The organism is Bradyrhizobium sp. HKCCYLRH1030 (genome assembly GCF_051168395.1).
Classification (GTDB): Bacteria; Pseudomonadota; Alphaproteobacteria; order Rhizobiales; family Xanthobacteraceae; genus Bradyrhizobium.
Genome location: NZ_JBNPUY010000002.1, coordinates 588360 through 604409 on the forward strand (window position 1 = coordinate 588360; position 16050 = coordinate 604409).

Sequence of the window (16050 nt, forward strand, 5' to 3'; positions counted from 1 at the left end):
TTCCATGGCATCGAATCTGGACACATTGGTTACCGTCTTCGGCGGCTCCGGCTTCGTCGGGCGCAACGTGGTCCGGGCGCTGGCCAAGCGCGACTATCGCATCCGCGTCGCGGTGCGCCGGCCGGAGCTCGCCGGCCACCTGCAGCCGCTCGGCCGGGTCGGCCAGATCCACGCCGTACAGGCCAATCTGCGCTATCCCGACTCGGTCGCATCGGCGCTGCGTGACAGCCATGTCGCGATCAACCTCGTCGGCGTCCTGACCGAGAGCGGCGCGCAGACCTTCGAGGCCGTGCAGGCCGAGGGCGCCGCCACCGTCGCCAAGGCGGCGGCCGCCGCTGGCGCCCGCATGGTGCACGTCTCGGCGATCGGCGCCGACGCAGAGTCGGCGTCGAGCTATGCCCGCGCCAAGGCGGCCGGCGAGGCCGCCGTGCTGGCTGCGGTGCCCGAGGCCGTGATCATGCGCCCCTCGGTCGTGTTCGGCCCCGAGGACCAGTTCACCAACCGCTTTGCGGGGCTCGCCCGGATCTCGCCGTTCCTGCCGCTGATCGGCGGCGGCGAGACGAAGATGCAGCCGGTCTATGTCGGCGACGTCGCCACCGCGGTGGCCGACGCGGTCGACGGCAAGGCGCAGCCGGGCGCGACCTACGAGCTCGGCGGGCCCGAGGTGCTGAGCTTCCGGGAGATCCTGAAAATCATCCTCGACATCACCGACCGCGACCGCGCGCTGCTGCCGCTGCCGTTCGGGCTCGCCAAACTGCAGGCCGCAACCCTGCAGTTCGCGCCGGGGCCGCTGAAGCTGACGCCGGACCAGGTCGAGCTGCTGCGTCATGACAACGTGGTGTCGGAAGCGGCGAAGGCGGCGGGGCTGACGCTGCAGGGCCTCGGCATCACGCCGGATTCGCTCGAGGCGATCGCCCCGCAATATCTGTGGCGCTTCCGTCCGTCCGGCCAGTTCCAGCGCAAGAACGCGTGAGGCCACAACTGCTGGTCCTCGTCATTGCGAGGAGCGAAGCGACGAAGCAATCCAGAGTCGCGGACACCACACTGGATTGCTTCGCTTACGCTCGCAATGACGGTGGATGGAGCTGGGGCTCAGCTCACTTCCCCAGCGCCAGCGCGATCAGGCCGAGGGTGCCGACGATGACGCGCCACCAGGCGAACAGCACGAAGCCGTGGCGGGTGACGTAGCCGAGGAAAGCCTTCACCACGATCATCGCGGTGATGAAGGAGACGACGAAGCCGATCGCGATCAAACCGAGATGGTCCGCCGTCATCTCGGCGCGGCTCTTGTAGAAGTCGTAGACGAAGGCGCCGACCATGGTCGGGATCGCCAGGAAGAAGGAGAACTCCGCGGCCGAGCGCTTGTCGCCGCCGAGCAGCATCGCCGCCACGATGGTGGCGCCGGAGCGCGACACGCCGGGGATCATCGCGACGCACTGCGCGACGCCGATCCACAGATACATCATCAGCGGATAGCGCGTGGCGTCGTGCTCCCGCGGCTTGAGATCGATCTGATCGACCCACAGCAGGATGGCGCCGCCGACGATCAGCGAGAAGCACACGACCCAGGGATCGAACAGGAGCGCCTTGATGTACTTGCCGGCGATGAGGCCGATGATGACCGCGGGCAGGAAGGCGATCAGCACGCCGATGATGAAGCGGCGGTCGTCAGGGTTCGTCAGCGCGCCGATCGCGACGCGGTACAGCTTGAAGAAGTACAGCGCGACGATGGCGAGGATGGCGCCGAGCTGGATCAGGATCGCAAAGCTCTTCCAGAACCCCTCGTCGCCGAGCCCGAAAAAGCGCTCGGCGAGCAGCAGATGGCCCGTCGAGGATACGGGAAGAAACTCGGTGACGCCCTCGACGATGCCGAGAAGCACCGCCCGCAGCGTATCTGACATCATTGATCGGATCCTGGATGGCCGGCAAAACGCCGCCCTTCTCGCCTATTCGGCCCGCGCCCGCAATTGCAAAAAGCGCTCGAACCGGCCACATCCGATGAATGAACCGGCGTGTGATCGGCCATGCGAATCAGAACGGGGCAATGCCGGACGGCGGATCGGGCGCGCTGATCGCTGTTCCCGAAAGCGTCGTTTCCCGCATGACCGCCCGTCGCCCTACTGCTTACACTTTCGCCGACCATGCGCTAATGGTCCGATTCGCGAGCGCACCCGCGCGCCGGTATCGGGACGAGGCGTCGGTGCGAACCGATGGTTGATTGTTCGTTAAGCGCCGTAGCCGCGGAATCGTCGAAAGGCTCCATGTACACGCTCTACCACCATCCCTTCTGCCCGCATTCACGCTTCGTCCGGCTGGTGCTCGGCGAATACGGGCTCGATCTGCGCCTGGTGGAGGAACGCGCCTGGGAGCGCCGCGAGGCGTTTCTCGTGCTCAATCCCGCGGCCACCACGCCGGTGCTGTCGGTCGAAGGCCTGCCGCCGGTGCCCGGTGTCGGCGTGATCGCCGAATTCATCGACGAGACCTGCGGGCCCGAGATGGGTGATCGCCGGCTGATGCCGGCCTCGGCGGCCGAGCGCATCGAGGTGCGCCGGCTGATGGACTGGTTCAACACCAAGTTCTTCGAGGAGGCCTCGAACCTGCTGGTCACCGAGCGCATCTACAAGCGCTTCATGAGCGAGGAGGATGGCGGCGGGCCGCCGTCGACCGACGTGATTCGCGCCGCCAAGACCAATGTGCGCTATCATCTCGCCTATATCGGCTGGCTGGCGCAGCGGCGCAATTTCCTGGCCGGCGACCGCCTGACCTATGCCGACCTCGCCGCCGCCGCGCATCTGTCGGCGATCGACTATCTGGGCGACGTGCCATGGATCGAGGACGACGCCGCGAAGGCGTGGTACGCGCGGGTGAAGTCGCGGCCGTCGTTCCGGCCGCTGCTCTCCGACTGGCTGGCGGGCGTGCCGGCGTCGCGGACCTATGTGGATCTGGACTTCTGAGCGCCGCTAGGCCCACGCCGGAGACGTTGAAGGCGGCGCTGGCCGCCGAGGCGCAACGGCTGGGCTTCGATGTCGTCGGTATCACCGCCCCGGTCGTGAGTGCCGAACGGGCCGCTGCGTTCGAACGCTTCCTCGCCGCCGGCCAGCACGGCGACATGGACTGGCTGGCGCGCGAGCCGTCCCGCCGCACCGATCCCACCACGCTGTGGCGCGAGGTCCGCAGCATCATCATGCTCGGCGTCAATTACGGCCCCGACGAGGACCCTCGCGCGGTCCTGTCCCGGCGCAGCAATGCTGCGATTTCGGTCTATGCCCGCGGGGACGATTATCACGACGTCATCAAGAAGAACCTCAAGGCGCTCGCTCGCTGGCTGGTCGCGCAGGCCGGCTGTGATGTGAAGGTGTTCGTCGACACCGCGGCCGTCATGGAGAAGCCGCTGGCCGAAGCGGCCGGGCTCGGCTGGCAGGGCAAGCACACCAACCTGGTGTCGCGCGGCTTCGGCTCCTGGCTGTTCCTCGGCGCCATCTACACGACGCTGGCGCTGCCGGCGGACGCGCCGGAGCGGGATCATTGCGGCTCGTGCCGGGCCTGCCTCGACAGCTGCCCGACCGCGGCGTTCCCGGCCCCCTACAGCCTCGATGCGCGGCGCTGCATCTCGTATCTGACGATCGAGAACAAGGGGCCGATCCCGCGCGAGTTCCGCAAGGCGCTGGGCAACCGCATCTATGGCTGCGACGACTGCCTCGCCGCCTGTCCCTGGAACAAGTTCGCGCAGGCGGGACGCGAGGCGAAGCTGGCGGCGCGCGACGCGTTGCGCGCGCCTTCGCTGGCGGAGCTGGCGGCGCTCGACGATGCCGCGTTCCGCGCACTGTTCGCGAAATCGCCGATCAAGCGCATCGGCCGCGACCGCTTCCTGCGCAACGTGCTGATCGCGATCGGCAACTCCGGCGATGTGGCGCTGACGTCGTCAGCCGAGCGGCTGGCCGCCGATCCGAGTCCGCTGGTGCGCGGTGCCGCCGCCTGGGCGCTCGCTGGGCTGCTCGACGAGGCTGCTTACGCGCGACGTGCGGAGGCGGCGCTGACGTCGGAGACCGACGAGAGCGTCCGCGCGGAATGGCAGGCGCGATGCTGAAGCGGGCCGCGTCAGCCCATCTCGCCGACGGCGGCCAGCATACGCGTGATGTCCTGCGGACGCGACAGCCGGTGGTCCCCGTCCTGGATCATGGTCAGCACCACGTCTTCGGCCGGCAGGCGGTGGGTCAGTGCGAACGCATGCTGCCAGGGGACGTCGCGGTCCTGCGCGCCCTGCAGGATGCGCACCGGGCAGCCGACCTTGATGGCAGCGCCGAGCAGGAGATGGTTGCGCCCGTCCTCGATCAACGCCCGGGTGATGGGATAGGGCTCGCCGTACTCCGACGGACGCATCCAGACGCCGTTGGTTTCGATCTCGGTCCGGACCGCCGGCGCAAAGCCCTTCCACATCAGCTCCTCGGTGAAATCGGGCGCCGGGGCGATCAGGACCAGGCCCGCCAGCGTTGCTTCGGCCGGGTCCTTGAGCAGCTCGCGCGCCAGCAGCAGCGCCATCCAGCCGCCCATCGAGGAACCGATCACGACCTGGGGTCCGCGGCAGAATTGCCGGAACACCGCGACGCTCTCCTCGAGCCAGCGGCTGATGGTGCCGTCGACGAAGCGCCCGCCGGATTCGCCGTGCCCGGAATAGTCGAAGCGGACGCAGGCGCGGCCGCGCTCGGCGGCCCAGGCGTCGAGGGCCAGGGCCTTGGTGCCTTTCATGTCGGAATTGAAGCCACCGAGCCAGAACAGCCCGGGCGGACGGCCTGGCCGCGCCCGCACCGCGATCCGGCGCGACGATTCGCCCGCGCCGACGGCGACGAAGACGGGCGGATCGGCATTTTCTGCAGCAGGGTTCATGGATCGTTACTCGCTGTCGGGTGTTGTGTGGGCGAACCGGCCGTTTCCGTCAATCGGCGCGGCCCGACGCAGCCGCTTGCGAAAGCGCGCCGCGCACTCTATGTCCCCCGGCGGAACCACGAGGGCCCGAAAAAGCGCGAGTTTGATCGCAATTCTCGGCCGTGTGGCTTCCTTGGGGGAATGCACCGACGCGCAAGTCTCGCGCATGCGACGCAGGAGCCGCGACGACCGGGCGGAATTTCGACGCACCGGACCGTTGCGACCTTGCCCGCGAAAGCATCTTCCTTCAAACTAGCCGCCTTCTTCCACAACCTTGGAGCACTACCCATTCGCCGCCCCAATCGAGCCCCGCCCGCTGCCGTCAAAGACGGGCCGCGTACCAATGATGAGATTCGCAATGCGCAGATCCAGCTGATCGATGCCGAAGGCACCAACCGTGGTGTCGTCGAGACCGTTGTCGCGATCAAGATGGCCGCTGATGCCGGCATGGATCTGGTCGAGATTTCGCCGAACAACTCGCCTCCCGTCTGTAAGATCATGGACTACGGGAAGTACAAATATTCGGCGCAGAAGAAGGCCGCCGAGGCCCGCAAGAAGCAGAAGGTCGTCGAGATCAAGGAGATCAAGCTCCGCCCAATGATCGACGACCACGACTACGACGTGAAGATGCGCGCGATGCAGCGGTTCTTCGAAGAGGGCGACAAGGTCAAGATCACGCTGCGCTATCGCGGCCGCGAAATGGCGCACCAGGAGATCGGCACCAAGCTGCTCGACAAGGTGAAGTCCGACGTGGCGGCGTTCGCCAAGGTCGAGCAGGACGCCAGGTTCGAGGGACGTCAGGTGGTCATGGTTCTGGCGCCGCGCTAAGTCCAGCACGCCGACACCTGAAGCCGGGCCCGCCACGCGTTTGGCGGGCTTTTCTCTTGCGCCCGTCAGGACCGCTCTTGCGGGCCCGGGTCAGGACCGCGTCGCCTGCCACCGCCCCCTGCAGGTCCCGGACGAGCCTTTGCCGCTCCAGCGGCCGACGCCGGACGTGGCGCCAAGCCGGCCGGTGCCGCTGGCCGAGGCACCACCCTGGGATACCCGCACAGTGACGGCGCCGCCGCGGCCAACCGAGCCGGTAATGTTGGCGGTGCTGTTCGAGAGGACCCGGCCGCCGCTGATCCGGATCGGGAAGCTGTAACCCTGGTCGCAACTGCCGGCCTCGGTGATGATGAGCACGGTCCAGGCGCCATCGAAGCCGGCAGCGTGCGCCGGCCTTGCCGTCAGGCCCGCGAGGCCCGTCAGCAGCGCGGTCGTGAAGGCGACGGAGATGGCGCGGCGAATGAGGCGGGTCATGGTCGATCCTCGACTGTCATGGTCGGCTGATCATGGGTCGGAATAGCTGATTCCGTGGTTCGACGTTGCCAACAGGCTTTGTCTCTGGCATAAGCGCGGCCTTCGTCGCCCGGCTGATCAAGGGCTGCCGTGGCGATGTTTCTGTGCGGGTGGGTCCTCGTTTGGACCCGAAACCTGAGCACAACCAACGCTCTAACGAGCATTTTCGCCAGATGGCGCCGCTCTAGCGGGCGGCTTGCCGTTGGCATCAAGGAGAGCCAAATGCCCAAGCTGAAGACCAAATCCGGCGCCAAAAAGCGCTTCAAGGTGACTGCCACCGGCAAAGTGATGCACGCCCAGCGCGGCAAGCGCCACGGCATGATCAAGCGGACGAAGAAGCAGATCCGGCAGCTGCGCGGCACCCGCGTGCTGTTCAAGACCGACGGCGACAACGTCAAGAAGTACTTCTTGCCGAACGCCTGACCGGCCTCTCGCGTCCGAACCCTGGCCGCCTCAAAGCCGCGGCTGATCGTCATCTCTGAATCCAAGGATTTCCGGCATGTCTCGCGTCAAACGCGGTGTGACCGCCCACGCCAAGCACAAGAAAGTCTTCAAGGCCGCCAAGGGCTATTACGGCCGCCGCAAGAACACGATCCGCACCGCCAAGCAGGCCGTCGAGAAGGCCGGCCAGTATGCGTTCCGCGATCGCAAGCGCAAGAAGCGCACCTTCCGCGCGCTCTGGATCCAGCGCCTGAACGCCGCCGTGCGTCCCTTCGAGCTCACCTACAGCCGATTTATCGACGGCCTGTCGAAGTCCGGCATCACCGTCGACCGCAAGGTGCTGTCGGATCTCGCGATCAACGAGCCCGCCGCGTTCCAGGCGATCGTTGAGAAGGCCAAGGCGGCGCTCGCCGCCTGATCGCCTCCGCATCGTGAGGATTTCAAAAGCGGCCGATGCTCTCGGCCGCTTTTTGCTATCCGGCGACATCAATCCTTCGCTTGACCCCTGTCGCCCGCGCGGCGACAACCCAGCCGCCTTTTGTCCCGCGGAGATTTTGCCCGTGTCCGACCTCGCTTCGCTCGAAACCTCGATCCTCGACCAGATCGCCGCCGCCGGCGATGAAGCCGCGCTGGAAGCCGTCCGCGTCGCAGCCCTCGGCAAGAAGGGCTCGATCTCGGCGCTGCTGGCGACCCTCGGCAAGATGTCGCCGGACGAACGCAAGACGCAAGGCGCCGCGATCAACCTCGCCAAGGACAAGGTCACGCAGGCGCTGGCCGCGCGGCGCGACGTCCTCAAGGCCGCCGCGCTCGACGCCCGTCTCGCCGCCGAGACCATCGACGTCACCCTGCCGCTGCAGGATTCGCCGGCCGAGACCGGCCGCATCCATCCGCTCAGCCAGGTGATGGACGAGCTGACCACGATCTTCGCCGATATGGGCTTTTCGATCGCGGAAGGTCCCGACGTCGAGACCGACGACTACAACTTCACCAAGCTGAACTTCCCGGAAGGCCATCCGGCGCGGGAGATGCACGACACGTTCTTCTTCAATCCGAAGCCGGACGGCTCGCGCATGCTGCTGCGAACCCACACCTCGCCGGTGCAGGTGCGGACCATGCTCAGCCAGAAGCCGCCGATCCGCGTGATCTGCCCGGGCCGCACCTATCGCATCGATTCGGACGCGACCCACACGCCGCAATTCCACCAGGTCGAGGGCCTCGTCATCGACAAGGGCTCGCATCTCGGTCACCTCAAATGGATCCTGCATGAGTTCTGCAAGGCGTTCTTCGAGGTCGACCACATCAACATGAAATTCCGGCCGTCGTTCTTCCCGTTCACCGAGCCGTCTCTTGAGGTCGACATCCAGTGCCGCCGCGACAAGGGCGAGATCCGCTTCGGCGAGGGCGAGGACTGGCTGGAGATTCTCGGCTGCGGTATGGTGCACCCGAACGTGCTGCGCGCCTGCGGCATCGATCCCGACGAATACCAGGGCTTTGCCTGGGGCATGGGCATCGACCGCATCGCGATGCTGAAATACGGCATGAGCGACCTGCGCCAGCTGTTCGACGGCGACGTCCGCTGGCTGTCGCATTACGGCTTCAAGCCGTTGGAGGTCCCGACCTTGGCCGGAGGGCTGAGTTCGTGATGAGCCTCGCCCTCTCTCAGCAAACGCTCGAACTCCCTCTCCCGCTTGCGGGGGAGGGCTGGGGTGGGGGTCTCTCCGCGCAGGAGGTGTCGATGGACGACGAGAAGCCCATCTGGACAGTCTCGCCGAAGCTTCGAACGAATGCGCGCGCCCTCCGCCAAAACTCGACGGATGCCGAGAGAATATTATGGTCCGAGCTGCGCGGCCATCGCCTGCTCGGCGCGGGCTTTCGCCGTCAGGTCCCGATCGACCGCTACATCGTCGACTTCGTCTGCCACACCGCACGTCTCGTCATCGAGCTCGATGGCGGACAGCACTTCTCAACTGAAGGCGAACAGCGCGACGCTTCACGCTCAGCTGCGATCGAAGCCAAAGGATTTCACATCCTGCGCTTTGCCAATAACGACGTCCTGGCCAATCGCGCCGGCGTTCTTGAAACCATTGCCGCTGCCATTGCGGCGAGAGCCCCCACCCTGACCCTCCCCCGCAAGCGGGGGAGGGAACGGGACTGAATCAGCGGAAAGAGCCATGAAATTCACGCTGTCCTGGCTGAAGGACCATCTCGACACCGACGAGTCGGTCGAGACGCTCGCCAACAAGCTCACGATGATCGGCCTCGAGGTCGAGCATCTCGAGGACAAGGCGAAGCTGCTCGCGCCGTACAAAATCGCGCGCGTCGTCTCCGCCGAGCAGCATCCGAATGCGGACCGGCTGCGGGTCTGCATGGTCGACACCGGCGACGGTGGCGCGCCGGTGCAGGTGGTGTGCGGCGCGCCGAATGCGCGCGCGGGACTGGTGTCGGTGTTCTCGCCGCCGGGCACCTACATCCCCGGCAAGAACATCACGCTGTCGGTCGGCACGATCCGCGGCGTCGAGAGCCGCGGCATGCTGTGCTCGGCGGCCGAGCTGCAGATCTCCGACGATCACGACGGCATCATGGAGCTGCCGGCGGATGCGCCGATCGGCACCCCCTACGCCGAATGGGCTGGGCTCGGCGATCCCCAATTCGAGATCAACCTGACGCCGAACCGCCAGGACTGCACCGGCGTGCACGGCATCGCCCGCGACCTCGCCGCCGCCGACATGGGCAAGCTGAAAGATCCCGGCATCAAGCCGGTGAAGGGCGAGCTCCCCTGCCCGGTGAAGGTCACGGTCGAGGACGAGAAGCTGTGTCCGGGCTTCGCGCTGCGGCTGGTGCGCGGCGTCAAGAACGGCCCGTCGCCGAAGTGGCTGCAGCAGCGCCTCACATCGATCGGCCTACGCCCGATCAACGCGCTGGTCGACATCACCAACTACATGACCTTCGACCGCGCGCGTCCGCTGCATGTGTTCGACGCCAAGAAGGTGAAGGGCAATCTGGTCGTCCGCCGCGCGCGTGACGGCGAGACCCTGCTCGCGCTCGACGGCCGTACCTACACGCTCGACCATTCGATGTGCGTCATCGCCGACGATTCCGGCGTCGAATCGCTCGCCGGCATCATGGGCGGCGAGGCTTCGGGCTGCGATGAAGGCACCACCGACGTGCTGATCGAATCGGCGCTGTGGAACGAGATCAACATCGCCCAGACCGGCCGCAAGCTCGGCATCAATTCCGACGCGCGCTACCGCTTCGAGCGCGGCGTCGATCCGGCCTTCATGGTGCCGGGCCTGGAGATGGCGACCAAGCTCGTGCTCGACCTGTGTGGCGGCACGCCGTCGGAGACTGTCGTCGTCGGCAATCCGTTCGGCGATGACCGCATCGTCGACTTCCCGTTGACCGAGGTGAAGCGGCTGGCGGGCATCGAGGTGCCGCTGACCGAGATGCGGCGGATCCTGACGCATCTCGGCTTCGTGGTCGCCGGCAACGGCCCCATCGTGAAGGTCGCGGTGCCGTCCTGGCGCAGCGACGTGCACGGCAAGGCCGATATCGTCGAGGAAGTCGTGCGCATCGTCGGCGTCGACAAGGTGCCTATGACGCCGTTCGAGCGCGGCGACGCCCCGCGCAAGCCGGTGCTGACGCCGCTGCAATTGCGCACGCGGCGCGCCAAGCGCGCGCTGGCCGCGCGCGGCATGGTCGAAGCCGTGACGTGGTCATTCATCTCCAAGCCGGCCGCCGAATTGTTCGGCGGCGGCAAGGCCGAGCTCGCTCTCGCCAATCCGATCGCGGCCGATCTCTCGGACATGCGCCCGAGCCTGTTGCCGGGCCTGACCGCGACGGTGCAGGCCAATGCCGATCGCGGCTTCGGCGATGCCGCGATCTTCGAGGTCGGGCAGGTCTTCAAGGGCGATGGCCCCACGGATCAGTTCGTGGCCGCGAGCGGCATCCGCCGCGGCATCGCGCCGGCGAAGGGACTCGGCCGGCATTGGACGGGATCGCAGCCGGCCAACGCGTATGACGCCAAGGCCGATGCGCTCGCGGTGCTCGCGGCGGCCGGCGCGCCGATGGCCTCGCTGCAGATCGTCGCCGGCGGGCCGGCCTGGATGCATCCGGGGCGCTCCGGCACGATCCAGATGGGCCCGCAGAACGTGCTCGGGCATTTCGGCGAGCTGCATCCGCGCACGCTGGAGGCGCTGAAGGCGGACGGGCCACTGGTCGCCTTCGAGGTGATCCTGGATCGCATTCCGGCGGCCAAGGCGAAGCCGACCCGCGCCAAGCCGGTGCTGGAGCTCTCGGCATTCCAGCCGGTGTCGCGCGACTTCGCCTTCATCGTCGATCGCAAGGTCAAGGCCGGCGACATCGTCCGCGCCGCGCAGGGCGTCGACAAGAAGCTGATCACCGATGTCACCGTGTTCGACGTCTACGAGGGCAAGGGCATCGAGGACGGCAAGAAGTCGATCGCGATCGCCGTGACCCTGCAGCCACGCGACAAGACCATGACCGACGAGGAGATCGACGCGGTCGCGGCGAAGATCACGGCCGACGTAGCCAAGAAGACCGGCGGCACGTTGCGCGGATGAGCCTCTCCGGGCTCATCCCTGCCGATCTCAGCCTGTTCGCGACGATCGCGCTGGCGATCGTCGCCTTCATTGCCGCAACCGCGCGCGGCTTCTCCGGCTTCGGCGCAGCACTGATCTTCATGCCGCTCGCGAGCAGCTTTGCGACGCCCCGTCTGGTCGCGCCGCTGCTGCTGGTGATCGATTTCGTCTCGATGGCCCCGATGGTGGCGCCGGCCTGGCGCGAGGCCGACCGCAAGGCCACCGCGGTGATCGTCGCGGGTGCGCTGGTCGGCGTGCCCGTGGGCACCTATTTCCTCAGCCGGCTGGACCCGGTCACCGTCCGCTGGATCATCACCGGTTTCGTGATCGGGCTGCTTGCGCTGCTGCTGTCCGGCTGGCGCTATCGCGGCAGGGAGTACACCGCGCTGTCGGTCGTTGTCGGCTGCATCTCCGGATTCTGCAGCGGACTGGCGCAGACCGGGGGCCCGCCGATCGTCGGCTACTGGCTGGGACGCCCGATCCCGCCAAAGATCGCACGGGCGAACATCGTGCTGTTCTTCGGCGCATCGGACTTCTTCGCGATGGTGAGCTACGCAATGAGCGGGCTGATCACCTGGGATTCGCTGAAGCTTTCGCTGCTGATCGGGCCGGTCTACGCGCTCGGTGTCGCGTTCGGCGCGTCGCTGTTCGGCCGCGCCAGCGAGCAGGTGTTCCGCGCCATCTGCTATGCGCTGATCGCAATCGCCGTGATCGCCGGCCTGCCGGCCCTCGACGGCGTGCTCGGGCGGGGTTAGCCTTCCTGCAACGAAGCAGACTGGGAGGCCACCGTGATCCATCGGCGAACAATGCTCAAGCTCGCGCTGGGAACGGCCGGCGCCATCGCGGCGCCCGCGGCGTTCGCGCAAGGCGCGAAGACCGGCACGCGGATGGTCTTCCTCGGCACCAAGGGCGGCCCGCGCGTCGGCGTCGGCGCTTCGAATCCGGCCAATCTCGTCGTCGTCAACGGCACGCCGTTCGTGATCGATTGCGGCATGGGCGTCAGCCGTCAGCTCGTCAGCGCTGGGGTTCCGATCCCATCGATCAAGTACATCCTGATCAGCCATCACCATTCCGATCACAATCTCGAATACGGCAATCTGTTCTACAACGCCTGGGCCGCAGGATTGTCGACGCCGATCCAGTCGTTCGGACCGAAGGGCCTGGAGGCGATGACCAGGAGCTTCTGGGAAACCAACAAGTTCGACGTCGACACCCGCATCGCGGATGAAGGCCGGCCAGATCCGCGGCCACTCCTGGTCGCGAAGGATATCGACGCGGACGGCGTCGTGCTGAAGACGGCGGACGTGACGGTGACCGCGTTCCGCACGCCACATCCGCCGATCACCGACAACTTCGCGTACAAGTTCGAGACGCCCGAGGGCACGATCGTGTTCTCGAGCGACACGGCCTATAACCCGAAGCTTGCAGAGTTTGCCAAGGGCGCAGACGTTCTCGTGCATGAATGCCTCTATGTGCCCGCGGTCGATCGGCTGGTCGCCAAGACGAAGAACGGCTCGACGCTGAAGAAGCACCTGCTCGACAGTCACACGACCACGGAAGACGTCGGACGCATCGCCGCGGCTGCAGGCGTGAAGGTGCTGGTGCTCAGCCACTTCGTGCCCGGTGATGACCCCGAAGTGACGGACGAGGACTGGACGCGGGACGTGAAGAAGAACTACACGGGCCGCATCGTGGTCGCGAAAGACCTGATGGAATTGAAGCTGCCGGTGTAGCCAAGGCTGGGCGTGCTTCAATCGGCAACTCGCCTGCATCAGCCGTAGGGTGGGCAAAGGCGCAGCCGTGCCATTCACGCTTGAGATCGCAGTTGCGCCGTGCCCACCCTCTTGCTGATGAGCTTGCGGATCGACGGTCAATCCTCCGGCGAGGCCGAGCGCACCTTGCCACGACGGCGCGGTCGTTGCCGCTCACTGCTCGGCTCCGGTTCGGCGTCCTTGATCGCGCCGATCCGGCGCAGCGCGGCTTCCGCGGCGCGCTCGCCGGAGTCCCAGGCGCCGTCGACCGTGCCCCACAGCGCTTCGTGCGTGGCCTCTCCCGCAAGAAACAGCGGACCCAAGGGCTCGCCCAATATTTTGCGGGCGCCCTGGCTGCCGGGCGTGGCCGCCGACATCGCGCCGAGCACGCCCGGCGCCAGGTTCCAGCGCGTCGCTGCGGACGACTTCACCGCTGCGGCGGCCTCGCTTCCAAACAGCTTGCCTATCCACTCCCTGGCGAAGTCGACCATCGCCGCCTCGCCCTGCGCTGATAGTTCGCGGCCGAAGGCGCCGGCAACATCGACGGTACAAAGCGACGATCCGCCGATATTGGCAAGCAGCAGACCTGTGCGACTGGAATTGCTCTGCTCGATGATGACCTCGTCCCGCGACAGGCCGAGCGGATTGCCCGCGAGCATCAGCGCAATGTGATCATAGCTGCCGAGGCTGAGCTTCGCGGCGGCGTCGAGCTGCCGCTTGGGCAGCTCGGGCGCGAACTTGATGGCGCCTGATGTCAGCACGTTGGTCGACACCGTGAGGATGACGGCGCGCGCCGCGATTCGCCCCGCCGGCGTTTCCACCGCGACGTCGCGGTTGGCCCACACGACGCGCGTTGCTGGAGTCGACAGCGACAACGGCAACGATTCGCCGAGCCTGGCGATGAACGTGCCCAGCCCCTGGCGGCAGGCCAGCGGCGCGCTGCGATCCTGCGCACGCGCCTTGTCCATCGCGGAGAGATCGGCGAGATCCTTCCCGGTCGCGCTGGCGCCGAGCACGAATGCCGTGGTGCTGGTCCAGTCGCCCAGATCTTTCGGCAGCGCCGCGGCGCAGGACGTATCGAGCTTGCCGCGCGCCGCCTCGTCGATGGCGCGATTGGCGCGCACCAGCCCCGCCAGGAACTGCTCGGTCTCGCCGGGCCGCGCATTGCGCCGGCCGACGCGGATCTTCTGCCCGACGGGAGCCGCGACGAGATCGAGTCCGAGACCGCGCGCGAGCCTGCTGATGGGATTGCCGTCGGCGTTGAGCAGCCAGCGGGCGCCGCGATCGAACGGCACGCCGAAGGTGGCTGCATCCGTGCGGCAACGGCCGCCGAGCTGTGGCGCGGCCTCCAGCACCACGACCTTGCGATTGGCCGCGACGATGCGGCGGGCCGCGGCGATTCCCGCCGCACCCGCCCCGATCACGACAATGTCAGCCTCTCGTGGAACAGCCGCCTGCGCGGCGCGGCCGGCGATGGGCAGCACGGCCAGCGCCGCGGAAGCGGAGAGGAAGCCGCGGCGCGTGACATTCATGACATGGTTTCCGAAAGCTTTGAACCAAACGAATACCCGCGAATTTGCCGCATCTGCCGCGCTGCGGCAACCGGGATGGTAAACGTGATACCGTGCAGAACGCGTCGACTATGAACCAAATTGCAACCGCAATCGACCATCATGGAAGAAGGGAAAAAAGCCGGCGACCGGCCAAGGTCGCCCGGGGAGCGTTATGGGTATCGTACTTGATCAGATCGGCAAGCTGATTGCCGCCTATCTCCAGAAGGAGATCCCCGGCTATGAGCCGTTCACGCCGAGCGATCCGGACTATCTGCGCAAGGACGTCCAGCCCGGCGACGTGCTGCTCGTCGAGGGCAACAGCCGCATCTCCGGCATCATCAAATACCTCACGCAGTCGACCTGGTCGCACGCCGCGCTCTATGTCGGACCGATCGACGGCGCCGTCGAGCCCGACGGCGAGCCGCATGTGCTGGTCGAGGCCTATGTCGGCGACGGCGTGATCTCGGCGCCGCTGTCGAAATATTTCGCCTATCACACCCGTGTGTGCCGTCCGGTCGGCCTGACCTATGAGGACCGGCACACGGTGTGCCGCTACGCCATCAATCGCATCGGCTTCGGCTACGACACCAAGAACATCATCGACCTGATGCGCTATCTGATCCCGATGCCGATTCCGCAACGCTGGCGGCGGCGCATGATCGCGCTGGGCTCGGGTGATCCGACCAAGATGATCTGCTCGGCGCTGATCGCGCAGGCCTTCGATGCGGTGCGCTACCCGATCCTGCCCAAGATCACGCGGGCGCCATCGCGGCGCGCCAAGCGCGAGATCCTGCACATCCGCGATTCCTCGCTCTACATGCCGCGCGACTTCGACATCTCGCCCTATTTCGAGATCGTCAAGCCGACCATCGTCAATGGATTCGACTACACGACGCTGCATTGGGCCGACAAGCAGAAGCCGCTCGCGGAGGTAGCGGGCGAGTTCGCCGTGTTTCCAGGAGCCATCACAGCGCCGCCGCTCGTTCCTGAGACGGCTGACGAAGAGGCGACGCAGCAGGCTGCGGCTGAGGAAATAGTTGCGAAGCTCGGCGAACGGCTCGTGGTCAACGAGCATTTTCTCGTCGCCGAGCCGGTACGAAACGTCGCGCCACGTCCGACCGCGCGCCGCCGCAACAAGGTGGCGGTCTGAGCTGGGCTGACCTCAGCGATCAGACCGGCCGATCACATCCATCAACTCCGCGATCTTCTGCCGTTGATCGGCCTTGTCGCCCGATGCGATGGCGTGCTCGACGCAATGCGCGACGTGGTCGCGCAAGATCTCCTCCTCGACCCGGCGCAACGCCGCCCGCACAGCGGAGATCTGGGTGACGATGTCGATGCAGTAGCGGTTGTCCTCGACCATTTTCGACAGGCCCCTGACCTGCCCTTCGATCCGACTCAAACGTTTCTGACAGGATGTCTTGATGTCCTCGCGCATGGAGCCTA

The 16050-nt window shown here is 66.6% G+C and carries 17 protein-coding genes; 12 read left to right on the forward strand and 5 right to left on the reverse strand.

The window, feature by feature from the left end:
• Nucleotides 1-4: 4 nt before the first annotated feature.
• Complete coding sequence (locus ACQR1E_RS08040; protein WP_434896887.1) at nt 5-973, forward strand: complex I NDUFA9 subunit family protein; 969 nt, start codon at nt 5-7, stop codon at nt 971-973.
• Between the two features lie 124 nt (nt 974-1097).
• On the opposite strand, the gene ACQR1E_RS08045 is transcribed toward ACQR1E_RS08040, so the two are convergent.
• Nucleotides 1098-1904 (reverse strand): undecaprenyl-diphosphate phosphatase, encoded by an 807-nt coding sequence (locus tag ACQR1E_RS08045; protein ID WP_315716855.1) that lies wholly within the window; start codon nt 1902-1904, stop codon nt 1098-1100.
• 357 nt (nt 1905-2261) lie between these two features.
• Between ACQR1E_RS08045 and ACQR1E_RS08050 the strand changes: the two genes are divergently transcribed.
• Nucleotides 2262-2954 carry a glutathione S-transferase family protein gene (locus ACQR1E_RS08050; protein ID WP_315716854.1) on the forward strand — a complete coding sequence of 231 codons (693 nt, stop codon included), beginning with the start codon at nt 2262-2264 and terminating at the stop codon, nt 2952-2954.
• Nucleotides 2903-4087, forward strand: a complete 1185-nt coding sequence (gene queG, locus ACQR1E_RS08055; RefSeq protein ID WP_316191544.1) for a tRNA epoxyqueuosine(34) reductase QueG — start codon at nt 2903-2905, stop codon at nt 4085-4087. Before ACQR1E_RS08050 ends, queG begins: the two co-directional genes overlap by 52 nt.
• An 11-nt stretch (nt 4088-4098) precedes the next feature.
• Here queG and ACQR1E_RS08060 read toward each other — a convergent pair whose 3' ends face one another.
• Entirely contained in the window at nt 4099-4884 is a 786-nt protein-coding gene (locus tag ACQR1E_RS08060; protein WP_315716853.1) for an alpha/beta hydrolase, read from the reverse strand.
• Between the two features lie 327 nt (nt 4885-5211).
• Between ACQR1E_RS08060 and infC the strand changes: the two genes are divergently transcribed.
• Nucleotides 5212-5751, forward strand: a complete 540-nt coding sequence (infC, locus tag ACQR1E_RS08065; protein ID WP_315716960.1) for a translation initiation factor IF-3 — start codon at nt 5212-5214, stop codon at nt 5749-5751.
• Nucleotides 5752-5841: 90 nt separating this feature from the next.
• On the opposite strand, the gene ACQR1E_RS08070 is transcribed toward infC, so the two are convergent.
• Nucleotides 5842-6222 (reverse strand): hypothetical protein, encoded by a 381-nt coding sequence (locus tag ACQR1E_RS08070; protein WP_316166382.1) that lies wholly within the window; start codon nt 6220-6222, stop codon nt 5842-5844.
• Nucleotides 6223-6483: 261 nt separating this feature from the next.
• On the opposite strand from ACQR1E_RS08070, the gene rpmI reads away from it, so the two are divergent.
• From rpmI to ACQR1E_RS08105, 7 genes are all read left to right on the forward strand, one after another.
• Entirely contained in the window at nt 6484-6684 is a 201-nt protein-coding gene (gene rpmI / locus ACQR1E_RS08075; protein ID WP_008539890.1) for a 50S ribosomal protein L35, read from the forward strand.
• A gap of 76 nt (nt 6685-6760) precedes the next feature.
• Entirely contained in the window at nt 6761-7120 is a 360-nt protein-coding gene (gene rplT / locus ACQR1E_RS08080) for a 50S ribosomal protein L20 (protein WP_012040570.1), read from the forward strand.
• Between the two features lie 142 nt (nt 7121-7262).
• A complete protein-coding gene (pheS, locus tag ACQR1E_RS08085) occupies nt 7263-8345 on the forward strand; it encodes a phenylalanine--tRNA ligase subunit alpha (protein ID WP_316166383.1) in 1083 nt (360 codons plus the stop codon).
• 92 nt (nt 8346-8437) lie between these two features.
• A complete protein-coding gene (locus tag ACQR1E_RS08090) occupies nt 8438-8857 on the forward strand; it encodes an endonuclease domain-containing protein (RefSeq protein ID WP_315716850.1) in 420 nt (139 codons plus the stop codon).
• A 16-nt stretch (nt 8858-8873) separates the two neighbouring features.
• Complete coding sequence (gene pheT / locus ACQR1E_RS08095; protein WP_316166384.1) at nt 8874-11282, forward strand: phenylalanine--tRNA ligase subunit beta; 2409 nt, start codon at nt 8874-8876, stop codon at nt 11280-11282.
• Complete coding sequence (locus ACQR1E_RS08100) at nt 11279-12055, forward strand: sulfite exporter TauE/SafE family protein (protein ID WP_315750483.1); 777 nt, start codon at nt 11279-11281, stop codon at nt 12053-12055. Before pheT ends, ACQR1E_RS08100 begins: the two co-directional genes overlap by 4 nt.
• Nucleotides 12056-12088: 33 nt before the next feature.
• Nucleotides 12089-13033 carry an MBL fold metallo-hydrolase gene (locus tag ACQR1E_RS08105; protein WP_315750484.1) on the forward strand — a complete coding sequence of 315 codons (945 nt, stop codon included), beginning with the start codon at nt 12089-12091 and terminating at the stop codon, nt 13031-13033.
• 137 nt (nt 13034-13170) lie between these two features.
• Here the strand turns inward: ACQR1E_RS08105 and ACQR1E_RS08110 are convergent, their stop codons facing one another.
• Nucleotides 13171-14583, reverse strand: a complete 1413-nt coding sequence (locus tag ACQR1E_RS08110) for a flavin monoamine oxidase family protein (protein WP_316170009.1) — start codon at nt 14581-14583, stop codon at nt 13171-13173.
• 193 nt (nt 14584-14776) lie between these two features.
• Here ACQR1E_RS08110 and ACQR1E_RS08115 point away from each other — a divergent pair, with 193 nt between their 5' ends.
• Nucleotides 14777-15754, forward strand: a complete 978-nt coding sequence (locus ACQR1E_RS08115; protein WP_315716844.1) for a YiiX/YebB-like N1pC/P60 family cysteine hydrolase — start codon at nt 14777-14779, stop codon at nt 15752-15754.
• A 12-nt stretch (nt 15755-15766) separates the two neighbouring features.
• On the opposite strand, the gene ACQR1E_RS08120 is transcribed toward ACQR1E_RS08115, so the two are convergent.
• Entirely contained in the window at nt 15767-16042 is a 276-nt protein-coding gene (locus ACQR1E_RS08120; RefSeq protein WP_315716843.1) for a metal-sensitive transcriptional regulator, read from the reverse strand.
• Nucleotides 16043-16050 lie beyond the last annotated feature (8 nt).

What these genes read in the sequence shown, in the direction of transcription:
- ACQR1E_RS08090 (WP_315716850.1), top strand. Translation starts at nt 8,438, where the DNA reads ATGGACGACGAGAAGCCCATCTGGACAGTCTCGCCGAAGCTTCGAACG.
- ACQR1E_RS08070 (WP_316166382.1), bottom strand. Translation starts at nt 6,222, where the DNA reads ATGACCCGCCTCATTCGCCGCGCCATCTCCGTCGCCTTCACGACCGCG.
- ACQR1E_RS08040 (WP_434896887.1), top strand. Translation starts at nt 5, where the DNA reads ATGGCATCGAATCTGGACACATTGGTTACCGTCTTCGGCGGCTCCGGC.
- ACQR1E_RS08100 (WP_315750483.1), top strand. Translation starts at nt 11,279, where the DNA reads ATGAGCCTCTCCGGGCTCATCCCTGCCGATCTCAGCCTGTTCGCGACG.
- pheT (WP_316166384.1), top strand. Translation starts at nt 8,874, where the DNA reads ATGAAATTCACGCTGTCCTGGCTGAAGGACCATCTCGACACCGACGAG.
- ACQR1E_RS08115 (WP_315716844.1), top strand. Translation starts at nt 14,777, where the DNA reads ATGGGTATCGTACTTGATCAGATCGGCAAGCTGATTGCCGCCTATCTC.
- rpmI (WP_008539890.1), top strand. Translation starts at nt 6,484, where the DNA reads ATGCCCAAGCTGAAGACCAAATCCGGCGCCAAAAAGCGCTTCAAGGTG.
- ACQR1E_RS08060 (WP_315716853.1), bottom strand. Translation starts at nt 4,884, where the DNA reads ATGAACCCTGCTGCAGAAAATGCCGATCCGCCCGTCTTCGTCGCCGTC.
- ACQR1E_RS08050 (WP_315716854.1), top strand. Translation starts at nt 2,262, where the DNA reads ATGTACACGCTCTACCACCATCCCTTCTGCCCGCATTCACGCTTCGTC.
- ACQR1E_RS08120 (WP_315716843.1), bottom strand. Translation starts at nt 16,042, where the DNA reads ATGCGCGAGGACATCAAGACATCCTGTCAGAAACGTTTGAGTCGGATC.
- ACQR1E_RS08110 (WP_316170009.1), bottom strand. Translation starts at nt 14,583, where the DNA reads ATGAATGTCACGCGCCGCGGCTTCCTCTCCGCTTCCGCGGCGCTGGCC.
- rplT (WP_012040570.1), top strand. Translation starts at nt 6,761, where the DNA reads ATGTCTCGCGTCAAACGCGGTGTGACCGCCCACGCCAAGCACAAGAAA.
- ACQR1E_RS08045 (WP_315716855.1), bottom strand. Translation starts at nt 1,904, where the DNA reads ATGATGTCAGATACGCTGCGGGCGGTGCTTCTCGGCATCGTCGAGGGC.